Below are 11,339 nucleotides of genomic sequence, written 5' to 3' on the forward strand. Positions count from 1 at the left end.
ACGGGGGCGCGGGGCGACGGGGGCGCGGGGCGACGGGGGGTGGGGCGCCGGGGTGGGGCGACAACGCGCACCCCGGCCACAGAGTCGGGCCGCTGGAGGAAAGCGAATGGCCCGGCCCCCGCGAGGGGACCGGGCCGTTGGAGCCGCCTAAGGGAATCGAACCCTTGACCTATTCATTACGAGTGAATCGCTCTGCCGACTGAGCTAAGGCGGCGCGGCCCGCCCGGTGCGTGAACACCGCGAGGGCCAGTCAGAAAGTGTACCGGCTCAGCACACAGTTCCCGAATCCGGCATCGTGCCGTCCACGAGCCAGCCGTCCACAGCGTCGATGATGCACTGGTTGGAGCGGCCGTAGGCGGTGTGGCCCTCGCCCTCATAGGTGAGGAGCGTGGCGTTGCCGAGCTGCGCGGTGAGGGACTGCGCCCAGGCGTACGGCGTGGCGGGGTCGTTCGTGGTGCCGATCACGAGGATGGGCTGCACCGAGGTGGCGTTGTCCAGCGACGTCACGATCTCCTTGGCGTGGAACGGCCAGCCGCTGCAGCCCGTTGAACCCGCGAACCACCAGCCGAACGTGGGCGACGCCGCCTCCATCTGGGCCCGGAACTGGTCCACCTTGGCGAGATCCCACAGTGGCTCCTCGGCCTCGTCGAGGCAGGAGATCGCCGAGAACGCCACCGTGGAGTTGCTCAGGTACTCGCCCGTGGTGGAGTCGCGGTCAAGGTAGAAGTCCGCGAGCTGGCCCATGATGAACGCCGTGTCCTGCTCGATGACCTCGTCGAGGGCCTGCTGGAGGTACACCCAGCTACCCTCGTCGTACAGCGTCACGACGATGCCGTACACCATGAGGTTGCCGTTGACCTCGCCGCCCGTAGTGGTGGGGACAGGGTGCGCGATGGCGTCCACGGCGATGTCGTGAATCTGCTTCTTCGCGGCGTCAACACCGGCGACGAGCGGGCAGTTGCTCTCCTTGTGACACCAGTTCACGAAGTTGGTGAGCGCGCGCTCGAACCCCTCTGCCTGGCCTGCGCTCTGCTCCTCCGTGGGAAGGAGGAAGTCCACGGCGCCGTCGAGCGTCATCTGGCCCACGTGGTCCGGGAACAGCTCCGCGTAGGTGGCGCCCAGCTGGGTGCCGTAGGAAAAGCCCAGGTAATTGAGCTTTTCGTCGCCAACAAGGGCGCGGATGACGTCCATGTCTCGCGCCACGGAGGCCGTGTCGACGTTCTGGATGAGGGCGCCGGTCTTGGCCTCGCAGCCGTTGCCAAAGTCGGTGTTGCGCTGGTTGGCGGCGTCCACGTCGTCTTGGGTCTCGAGCGGCCAGTCGGTGACGATGAACTCGTTCACCGTGTCCGCGTCGCCGCAGTCCACGGGCGTGGACGTGCCCACGCCGCGCGGGTCAAAGCCGATGATGTCGTACGCAGCGAGCAGGTCCTCGCCCGCGCTGCCCACGAAACTCTCCGCGAAGTCGAGGCCAGGGCCACCAGGGCCACCGGGGTTGATGAGCAGCGAGCCCTTCTTGTCCCCCGTCGCCTCGGACTTGTTGATCTTCACGGTAATCGATTCGCCCGACGGGTTGCTCCAGTCGAGCGGCACCAGCACGTCCGCGCACTGCACACTTCCGCACGTCTCCCAGTTCAGTTGCTGCGCGTACGCGTCGAAGCCACCGGTGGTGGGGGCCGCGGTGGTGTCACCCGGCTCTGGGGTCACCTGGGTCTTCTCTGGCGTGCACGCCGTGAGTACCAGCAAGGCAAGGGCCGACGCTGCGGCCAGGGCAACTACCACCCGAGGCTTTGTCATGGGCTCAGGTTAGTTGACCGGCTAGTTCACGGGGCGCAGGCTGAGGGTCATCGCCTCTATGGCGAGCAGGGGGGCCACGTTGCCTGCGAGGCGGGTGCGTGCGGTGCCGAGGGCGTCGAGGCAGCGCACCGTGTCCGCGAGCGTGGTGCGCCCTGCGAGTTGTTCGATGTGCCCGCGGTGGGACTCGTTGACCAAGTGCACGTCGGCGCCAACCTGGACGGCCGCGACGTCCCTGTACAGGCTCATGAGGTCGAGGATGGCACGGTCAAGCACGTCTCGCTTCATACGCGTGGCGCGCCGCTTCTGGTCGTCCTCGAGCTGCTTCACCTGGGCGCGCAGGGCGGGAGGAAGGCGGCCGGACTCGTCCGCGCCAAGGGCCTCCATGAGCTCCGCCTTCTCGGCACCGTCGCGCTCCTCAGAGACCGCCTTCGCGTCTTCGTCCGCCACCGCCACGAGGTCCGCCGCGGCAAGCACGGCGTCACCGACTCCCCTGATCTCCGTGGCGAGGGCCAGCACCTGATCCCTGCGCGCGCGGGCGCCCGCGTCGCGGGCGAGCCGGCGCGCCACCCCGATGTGACTCTGCGCGGCCCGCGCCGCCTCGAGGGCGGCATCCGGCTGGATCCCGTCCCGCTCCACGAGCAGCGCCGCGACGGAATCCGGGGAGGGAGTGACGAGCGACACGATGCGGCAGCGGGACCGGATGGTCACGGCCACGTCTTGAGACGAAGGCGCGCACAGCAGCCACACGGTGCGCTCCGGCGGCTCCTCAATGGACTTCAGCAGCACGTTCGACGTGCGCTCCGTCATGCGGTCCGCGTCTTCGATGATGATGACGCGCCAGCGCCCCTGGCTTGGGGTCTGTTGCGCGGTGGTGATGAGCTCCCGCACCTCGTCGATGGAAATGGTGACCTTCTCTGTGGCCACGCGCTTCACATCTGGATGGGTTCCGCCCATCACCTGGCGGCAGGCCTGGCACGCGCCACAGCCCTTGTCCGGGCATTGAAGCGCTGCGGCGAAGGCTCTTGCGGCGTGGGACCTTCCGGAGCCCGGGGGGCCCGTCACGAGCCACGCATGCGTCATCGCCGTGGGGTCATCCACCGCCTGTTGCAAGGCCGCGAGGGCGCGCTCTTGGCCCACCACGTCATCCCATACGCCGGTCACAGCAGTCTCTCCACGGCGGCACGTACATCCGCCGCAACCACATCCACAGGACGAGCCGCATCAACCACGGCGTAGCGTGCTGGCGCTCGCTCCGCGAGCGCCAGGAACCCCGCCCTGATCTGAGCCGCATGCGCAGCTGTCTCCCGCTCAACGCGATCCAGATCCCGCTCCAAGCGGTCCCCCGTGGGCGCCATGTCCAACACCACCGTCAGATGCGGAAGCAGCCCCTCCGTGGCCCACATCGAGATGCGCTCCACCTCGTCCCCAAGCCCCCTGGCGCCCCCCTGATACACGATCGACGAGTCCAGGTAGCGGTCCTGCACCACCACCGCCCCGCGCTCAAGCGCGGGCCTCACCACCGCATGAATGTGATGCGCCCTGTCCGCGGCATACAGCAACGCCTCCGCCCGCGGAGCCACATGATCGCCATGCATCACCGCGGCCCTCAACTCAACCCCAAGCGGAGTGCCACCGGGCTCCCTGGTGACCACAACGTCGGGCATATGCGAACGCAACCATGCGGCAAGGAGGTCAATCTGCGTGGTCTTGCCCACGCCGTCGCCGCCTTCAAAAACCACCCACGTGCCGCTCATGGGCACAACGCTACCGGGGCCGTCGGACACCTACTCGTGGATGTACACAGGCACGCCAAGCGGCAACTGCCACGTCTGCACCAGCTCCGTGATGTCGGCGTTGTGCATCCGGATGCAGCCGTGGCTGATGTCCTTGCCGATCGAGCTGGGATCATTGGTGCCGTGGATGCCGATGACCGCGTCGCCGTCCTTGTACGTGTCCAGCACCGGGCTGTAGCCGCTGAGGCCATACGCGTACGGCCCGTACGCGCCGTTCGGATCCGGCTGCGCCAGAAGCTCGCGGATGAAGTACACGCCGCCGGGGGTCGGCATCTCATCCTGGCCCGTGGCGATGGGGTACGTGGCCACAACCACGCCCTCTTGCGAGAGCGTCATCGTGTGGTCTGCGTGATAGACATCGAGCTGAAAAGTGGTCTCGTAGAGGTCAACATCCGCCGGGTCAATCCAGCCCGTGGAGCCGTTAGGGCGGATGGGCAGGTACACCTCGATCGCGTCCGCCTGGATGGTCTTTGTGAGGAGTACCAGGGGCGTTTGGTCGGGGACGGTGAGCACGTCCGTGGCCTTGACCGTCATCGTTGTGTCGCCGCCCGGGGTGTCGCTGACCTTGATCTCCTGGCCCTTGACGTACGCCACGGTGGAGACGAATTCGTCAGCGGTTGGCTGCGGGCTCGCCTCAATCGTCGGGGTGTCCGACGCTGTGGCTGAGGGCGTCGGCGACGGCGCCTGGGACGTTGGCTCAGCGCTTTGGGTGCACGCGGTCAGGGCGGCCAGAACCACGAGGGTGCCGACCGCGGCCCTCAGCCCGCGCAGTCGCATGAAGCGACTCTACCTGTCACTCCCCCGGATACACCACGCCGATTTGGCTGCGGATCTCGTCAAGGGTCTCCATGATGGTGAGGGTCTGGTGGAGCGGGAGTTCCGGCGCCTCCGTGAGGCCTTGTGCGACGTTCCGGGCCAGGGCGGCGGCCTCGTACTGGAAGCCGTTGTCCACGCGGCCGTCGAACTCCCAGCTGGTGCCGTCCTTGCGGATGAGGCGCCACGTGGAGGGGGCGTAGAAGGTGTCCGCAATCTCGATGCGGCCCTCCGTACCAGCAATGACGGCCTGGCACGGGGTGCGGGCCCACATCGTGGTGGTGAGGGAAGCTTGGGCCTTGCTGCCTTCGTGGCCGTAGTCGAAGACCATGCTGACCTGGCCGTCAACGCCGGCGTCCGTGAGCTGGCCAACGGCCGTGACCTTGTCCGGTGCGCCGAGGATGTCGAAGGCGAAGCTCACCGGGTAGATGCCGAGGTCAAGGAGGGCGCCTCCCGCGAGGTCGGGGCGCTTCATGCGGTCCACGTGCGCGATGGGTTGGCCGTGATCCGCCTGGACGGTGACGATCTCGCCGATGTCGCCTCGTTGGATGGCTTCGCGGACCGCGGCGATGTGCGGCAGCCAGCGCGTCCACATGGCCTCTTGGACGTACGTGTTGTTGGCTGCTGCCGCGTCGATGACCTGGCGCGCCTGGGCCGCGTTCTGGGTGAAAGCCTTCTCCACGAGGGTGGGGATGCCAGCGTTGATCGCGAGCAGCGCCGGGGTGTGGTGGTCGTTGTGGGTGGTGGCGACGTAGATGGCGTCCACCTCTTGGCTGTTGACCAGGTCCTCGTAGCTGGTGAAGGCGTGCTGGACGCCTTCCGCGTCCGCGAACGCCTGCGCCTTGCCGGGGGTGCGGCTGGCGACGGCGGTGACCTTGCTTGCCGTGTGCTGGTTCACGGCCTGCGCGAGCTTGTGCGCGATCCCCCCCGCGCCGAGGATTCCCCAACGGATGGCAGGAGCGTCGTGAGGCAGCGGTGCGGTCATGGATGTCAGCCTAGTGCGCCCACCAATCCCCCTCACATCCGCCCTCACAGTCGAGCAGCACCCAGATTCAGCACTTTTCTCTGCATCTTCGCGAAAAACTGCCAAATCTGGGTGCTCCTCGACTGCAGGCAGCTCGCGGTTCCCGCTACGTCATCAGATACCGGTTGGCCGCCAGCCAGTGCGCCGGTTGAGATGCCCATTTGGCAGCGCTAACAGCCAATCCATGCGCTTGTCGTACATGGCCGCCACAGGGACGCCGATAATGCGAGACACGTCGCGACCGAACGCGCGGGGATCCGTCATCACTTCGGCGTACGTGTACCTCAGGGGCCACTTCTTCAGCGCGGCCAGCTCTCGGTCGCGACGGCGGTCTTCCGCAAACGCGACCTTGTTGCCGTGCGTGTCCCACCCATCGACCTCGACACAGTGATGTTCTCCCACACCCAAGTCGATGTGACCGACTCCGTCATGCGGCGCCTGCCTGACCGGACCAAACCCGGCCGCGTCAAGCGCCGCGTAGGCCACCGACTCCGGCACAGAGTGCGACATCTTCGATGCCGCACGTCGCAGCCACTCGAGTCGCCGCGAGTCTCCCGTGACGAACGAACCAACCGCGAACGGGTCTAGTTGCCCCATCTTCAACGCGCTATTGACCAAGACCAACTGCTCAATGGGCCGAGTACAGCGCGCCGCGTGATCGAGCGCGAGTTCCACGTTTTCGACGAGGCCCCGCGCCTCGGTGTCTAGCTCCCGGTGAACCCCGAGGATTCCGAGGGAACGCGATCGCTCTCTGGGCACATTGCGGTCTCGAGGAACAACAATGTGTACCTCTCGGGGCGGCGCAACGGACCGGATTCCCCAATACTCGCAAGCGCTCACACATCCCACGTGGCCACGCAGCGCTGCCGCAATTGTTCGCGGCGCGTCCAACTGAGGGAGCGCGTAGGTGCCACGAGAGGGCCTCACCACCAAGCCCGCCTCGACAGCGGTCCTCAACGCAGGCCACGAGACACCCATTCGCATGAGCGCATCGGCGCGCGCTGCTCCGCCAGAATCAGCGAGTGCTCGGAGCGGGTCCACCGCGTCATAGTGCTCTGCTCAACGCATGTTTGGGCGAGAAATCAGGAACTGTGGATAACCCGCGGTCGGGGAGCACCCAAAATCCTGAGTTTTTCTCCGATTTCGGCGGAAAAGTGCCAAATCTGGGTGCTCCTCGACTTGGCCCACGGAAACAGGCTGGTGTGAGGTGGCGGTGTGAGGGGCGGTGCGGGGCGGCGCGTCGCGTGGGCCCAGCGCGCGGCGCGCGGCGCGCCTACTCCCCCGGGAACACCACGCCCAGTTGCGCACGCGCCTCGTCCAGCACCCGCATCACATCCAGCGTCGCGGACAGCGGCATCACCTCGGATTCGAGCGCCCCCGCCCGCACGCATCGGGCCACCTCCGCCACTTGGTACTGCCACCCCAACTCGGTGCGCTGCGAGAACACCAACTCGCGCCGCCCGGAGCGCACCATGGTGAACCCCGCCGGACCGTAGTAGTCGTGGCCAAAGTCGATGCGCCCCTCGGTGCCGGAGATTGTCGCGAGCCTCGCGGTGTCGGCGGCAAACGATGACAAGGCCGTTCCCATGGCCCGACGCTCCGGATAGTTGAGCACGATCGTTTCCCTGAGGTCCACGCCAGTAGGCGCGAGCGCACCCAGAGCGCGCACGGCTCCGGGAGCCCCCAAGAAGTCGTGGATGAAGTTCACGGGGTAAACACCCAAGTCCAAGAGCGCGCCACCGGCCAGCTCGGGCGCGAAGTTTCGCGACGCGGGGTCGTACTCCGGCGAGCCGCCAAAGTCCGCGCTCACGTGCACCAGCTCCCCAAGTAGCCCTTCCGACACCAACCGCCGCGCCTCCACCATGTGTGGCAGGAACCGCGTCCACATGGCCTCCATGAGGAAAACTCCAGCGTCGCGCGCGGCGGCGACCACAGCGTCGGCTTCCCGCAGGTTGCGCGTGAACGCCTTCTCCACAAGCACGGGCTTACCAGCGGCGATGGCCAGTAGAGCATGCTCGAAATGCAACCCATGTGGCGTGGCGATGTAGATCGCGTCCACCTCTGGGTCCTCGCACACTCGCGAGTATGCCCCGTCGCCAAAGCGCACGGTCGGCACGTCAAACTTGGCGGCGTAGAGGTTGCCGCGGTGCGCGTCCCGCGACGCGATCGCCTGCACCGTTGACCGCGTGTGGCCCAGCACGGAGCGGGCAAAAACGTCCGCGATCCACCCCGCGCCAATCACGCCCCAGCGCAAAGGCGGCGCCTCAATCGGCTCGGCGAGGCGGTGGGGCGCGCGGACGTCGGTTGCTGTCATGAACTCGCCTTCACGATGGTCACCCACGAGTTGTGGGTGGCGATGGGATTGACGTGGCCGTGGCCGTCGTTAACGAACACGTTGGCTTGCATGTAGTGGGATACGCCCGACGCTATGGGCAAGTCCTCGTACGAGCCCACCCCTGGGCATTCGCTGTAGGTAGCCATGGCGCGCGTAGTGAGGGTGGCGGTGTAGGTGCCGGCGGCCTTGTCGCCCGAGTAGGTGATGGTGGGCTCGGACTCGAGCTGGGAGCCGATGTAGCCCACGCGGCCGTCCACCGCGAGCACGTAGGAGTCGAGCGTCATGACGACCTTGTCGGCGATGGCCGGGTCCACGTCAACGCTGAACGCGAAGGCGACGTAGTCAAACTCCGAGTCCAAGTGCACCGTCTGACCCTGGGCGAGCACGTGCGCTCCCTCGGAGTCCATGGACAGTGGTCGCGCAAAGCTCACCAAGTCAAAGGCGCCAGGGAACTGGGGGACCCAGCCGGCGGTGAGGAGCGACGGATCAAGAGCGCACGCATCCACGTGGCTCTGCTGGCGGAACACGGGAGCGTCCTCACCGGCGGGTGGAACGTTGACGGTGTGGCCGCTGCTCGTGAGCACCTGCATGGAGCCGTCGCTGTAGGTGATGAGGCCGTCCGTGGTCTCGATGGGGGTGCGCACCTCGCCCGCGGGGGCGATAGGCGTGGGCTTCATGAGCTGCGGAACCACAATCGCCGCCGCGCCAACCACCACCACAGTCGCCGCCGTCACCGACGCCGCAATGATGCGGCGTCGTCGCAGCCCGCGCCTCACCTCCGACGCAAGCCGCGCATTGGTGACGCTCATCGAGAGCCTGTCCCCAGCGTCGGCCCCAACTTGCTGGGCGAGGTCATCAAGGTGCTTGATCATGTCGCTCATCGTCGGCCTCGCTTGGTGTTGACGATGCGAATGTCCTCATCCAGGTCCGCGGGTTCCACGTGGTCGCCGAGCAGCGGGCGCAAGACCGCTGCGGCATCAAAGAGGTAGCGCTTCACGGTGCCGGGGTTGAGGCGCATCGCGGCGGCGACCTCCGGCACGGTCATGTCGTCCCAGTAGCGCAGGGCCACGGCGATGCGCTGCTGCGGAGTGAGCGAGGACAGGGCCTTCTCCACGGCAACGCGCGTGGAAATGGCCGTGACGTGCTCACCCTGCTCCGCGCCCATGGCGAGTTGGGGCACCCGCTCATGCCAGCGTCGGGCCTTGCGAGACTTGTCGATGACCAGGGTCTTCATCGCCAGGCGCACGTACTGCTCCGCGGCCGCGGGGTCGCTGAGGCGAGGGCGACGCACGAAGGTCTTGACGATCGCCTCCTGCACAAGTTCCTCCGCGTCACTCTGGGAGCCGGTGAGGATGAAGCCGTACGCGGCGAGGCGCGCGCCCGCGGTGCGGGTGACGCCCGCGAGCACCTCATCCAAGTCGGCCATGACTCTCCCTCGACGGCCCTAAAACGCTCTGCTCACGCGAAACGTTGTGCGGCGGTTTCAGGGTAGTGCGCGGGGTTACTCCGCTTGGCCCAGGTACACCCAGGTCTGCATGGCCTCGACGTCGAAGTCGACGCCCGGGTTGGCCTCGTTCACGCCGTCGAGGTCGATCCCGTCGATGATGAGGTAGACGGCGCCGCTCACCGTGGGGCCCGGGAGCGTGAAGACGCAATTGCCGATTTGGGGCTGCATGAGCAAAGCATCGTCTGTGTTAACGAGCCGCAACTGATCCGGGTGAACCTCGCCGCTCACACTTGGGCCGGCAGTCCACGCCAGTGAGCCCAGCGGATTGCCGCCTCCAAAGTTGGTCGCAACGATCGCTGTGGGCAGGTCCGTGTACCAGGCGCGATAATCGGGATCGTCGATGATCGCCACAGGACCGCTCATCCAGGAATCGGCGGTGACGGGCTGAACGCCGGGGATGGTCACCTGGTATTGCATGTGACTGGGAACGAGCGGTTGACCGGCGTCGATCATGTCTTGGTACGGGGTGCAGCTAGTTGGCGTTGGGCGCGGCACCACGAAGGCCTGGTAAACATCGCCTTGCGGCTCGATGAGGCCGCTTGGCGGCTGGGTCTGCGGCGCGCTCGACTCCGTGAGCCCGTTGACCTCCACTACGAGCGGCCCGCCGGGATCCACGAACATCACTACCGGCCGCTCTTGGTTCTGAACCTGCTCTATCCCCACCACCACGTGATACGTGTACTCGCCCGAATCCATCGGCGTGGTCGTGTCGCCGCAGGTGCCGGGCAGGGTGCCAAAGGCCGTCAATGTGGTGCCGTCGAAGACCGAGGCGCCAGGCTCGCTCGCCGCGCCAACGATCACTCCGTCTTTCACCGCCACGACTGTGGCACGAGCCACCGTGTTGCCCGCGAGCGCCGCGGTTCCCCGCCACGAGAGCGCCGTGTGACCGGCCAGGATCTCGCCGGGGCGGACGGTCTCGTCGCCACTATCGGCCGTCGCCACCCAATCCCCGTCCACGCCGCCGTAGAACGCGGGCGCGCCCTCCATGAACTCCGTGGTGCCCTGTTCCAGATCCCATGGTTGGCCGCACGTCAGTTGGTCGGCGGTGACGTAGTCGTTGGCGGCTGGCGTTGTGCCCGCAGGCCCCGGAAGGGCCGACGCTATGGCCACAATTCCCACCACCGCGGCTGCCGCTGTGGCACCGGTGGCAAGGATGCGGTTGCGTCGCTTGACGTGGATGGCGCGGCGCGTTGCGCGCTCGTGGCTCGCGACCGCGGCAGCCACGTGGTCGCCGTGCCCGAGCGCCCACTCGTCGAGGTTTCGCCTGAGGTCGCTCATGACCGCACCTCCGTAACTTCACTGCGTTCGCTGCCATCGTCGTCGCCGAGCAGCGGGGCCAGGGCTTCGCGCCCGTCCCGCAAGTAGCCCTTAACTGTGCCCTCGCTGATACCCATCGCTCCTGCTATGTCTGCGATCGGGAGATCCTCCCAGTAGTACATCGCGACCACGGTCCTCACTCGCGGGGCGAGGGTGGCCATCGCGAGCGCTACCGCGTCCGCTTGGGTGACGTGCTCTGCGGGGCCGGCCACAGCGTCGGGCCATGCCAGGGTGGGCGCCGCGCGGTGCCACCGCGCCTGCCGTCTGAGCCCGTCGATGTGCAGCGTGCGGATGGCGGCGCGCACGTAGGCCTCGGTCTGGGGGAGGTTAGTGAGGCGGCGCGGCCGCGCGCACACCTTGACGATTGCTGCCTGCACCAGTTCCTCCGCTTCCGCGTGACTGCCGGTGAGGAGGTATGCGTAGGCGCCAAGGCGCGGCAACGAGTGCCGGTACAACTCGTCGACGACGCTGGGCTGAGACCCCACGCGTGCCTCCCCTCTTCTTTGCAGGGATAACGCTCAAGTGTGGCGCGCGGTGGGGTAGGGCGCGCGTCCCGACGGTACCGCAGGGTTGTGGGCGGGGAGGCGCAGCGGGGCTAGGGCGGCGCAGCGGGGCTAGGGCGGCGCGGCGGGGCTAGGGCGGCGCAGCGGGAGGTCCCACCCCCGTTTCACTGTTTTAGGAATTCCTAAAATAACAAAACAGGGGTGTGGCCCGGCGGCGGGCCGGGCGCGGCGGGGTTGGGCGCGGCGCGGCGCG

11 protein-coding genes, 1 tRNA gene and 1 pseudogene are annotated in these 11,339 nt (G+C 67.3%); all 13 read right to left on the reverse strand.

Features of this window, described 5'->3' with window-relative positions; all coding sequences use genetic code 11:
- Positions 1-138 precede the first annotated feature (138 nt).
- Positions 139-214, reverse strand: a tRNA-Thr gene (locus tag QM618_RS08850).
- A gap of 53 nt (positions 215-267) precedes the next feature.
- The gene (locus QM618_RS08855) at positions 268-1,794 is read right to left on the reverse strand and encodes an alpha/beta hydrolase (protein WP_428097255.1); all 1,527 of its coding nucleotides are present in this window, start codon (positions 1,792-1,794) and stop codon (positions 268-270) included.
- 21 nt (positions 1,795-1,815) lie between these two features.
- Positions 1,816-2,955, reverse strand: a complete 1,140-nt coding sequence (locus tag QM618_RS08860) for a DNA polymerase III subunit delta' (protein WP_428097258.1) — start codon at positions 2,953-2,955, stop codon at positions 1,816-1,818.
- Positions 2,952-3,548 carry a dTMP kinase gene (gene tmk, locus QM618_RS08865; RefSeq protein ID WP_428097262.1) on the reverse strand — a complete coding sequence of 199 codons (597 nt, stop codon included), beginning with the start codon at positions 3,546-3,548 and terminating at the stop codon, positions 2,952-2,954. Before tmk ends, QM618_RS08860 begins: the two co-directional genes overlap by 4 nt.
- A 30-nt stretch (positions 3,549-3,578) precedes the next feature.
- Complete coding sequence (locus QM618_RS08870; RefSeq protein ID WP_428097265.1) at positions 3,579-4,364, reverse strand: L,D-transpeptidase; 786 nt, start codon at positions 4,362-4,364, stop codon at positions 3,579-3,581.
- Positions 4,365-4,380: 16 nt separating this feature from the next.
- On the reverse strand, positions 4,381-5,385 hold the full coding sequence (locus QM618_RS08875; protein WP_428097270.1) for a Gfo/Idh/MocA family protein: 1,005 nt from the start codon (positions 5,383-5,385) through the stop codon (positions 4,381-4,383).
- 153 nt (positions 5,386-5,538) lie between these two features.
- Complete coding sequence (locus tag QM618_RS08880; RefSeq protein ID WP_428097293.1) at positions 5,539-6,021, reverse strand: hypothetical protein; 483 nt, start codon at positions 6,019-6,021, stop codon at positions 5,539-5,541.
- A 309-nt stretch (positions 6,022-6,330) separates the two neighbouring features.
- Positions 6,331-6,465: pseudogene (locus QM618_RS08885) on the reverse strand (type IV toxin-antitoxin system AbiEi family antitoxin domain-containing protein); the annotation flags it as partial.
- A gap of 232 nt (positions 6,466-6,697) precedes the next feature.
- Positions 6,698-7,738, reverse strand: coding sequence for a Gfo/Idh/MocA family protein (locus tag QM618_RS08890; protein WP_428097274.1), 1,041 nt, complete (start codon positions 7,736-7,738; stop codon positions 6,698-6,700).
- Complete coding sequence (locus tag QM618_RS08895; protein WP_428097277.1) at positions 7,735-8,640, reverse strand: hypothetical protein; 906 nt, start codon at positions 8,638-8,640, stop codon at positions 7,735-7,737. Before QM618_RS08895 ends, QM618_RS08890 begins: the two co-directional genes overlap by 4 nt.
- A complete protein-coding gene (locus tag QM618_RS08900) occupies positions 8,637-9,185 on the reverse strand; it encodes an RNA polymerase sigma factor (protein ID WP_428097280.1) in 549 nt (182 codons plus the stop codon). Before QM618_RS08900 ends, QM618_RS08895 begins: the two co-directional genes overlap by 4 nt.
- Positions 9,186-9,260: 75 nt before the next feature.
- Positions 9,261-10,544, reverse strand: a complete 1,284-nt coding sequence (locus tag QM618_RS08905) for a hypothetical protein (RefSeq protein WP_428097284.1) — start codon at positions 10,542-10,544, stop codon at positions 9,261-9,263.
- On the reverse strand, positions 10,541-11,068 hold the full coding sequence (locus tag QM618_RS08910; RefSeq protein WP_428097289.1) for an RNA polymerase sigma factor: 528 nt from the start codon (positions 11,066-11,068) through the stop codon (positions 10,541-10,543). Before QM618_RS08910 ends, QM618_RS08905 begins: the two co-directional genes overlap by 4 nt.
- Positions 11,069-11,339 lie beyond the last annotated feature (271 nt).

This window comes from Demequina sp. (genome assembly GCF_049841215.1).
GTDB lineage: Bacteria > Actinomycetota > Actinomycetes > Actinomycetales > Demequinaceae > Demequina.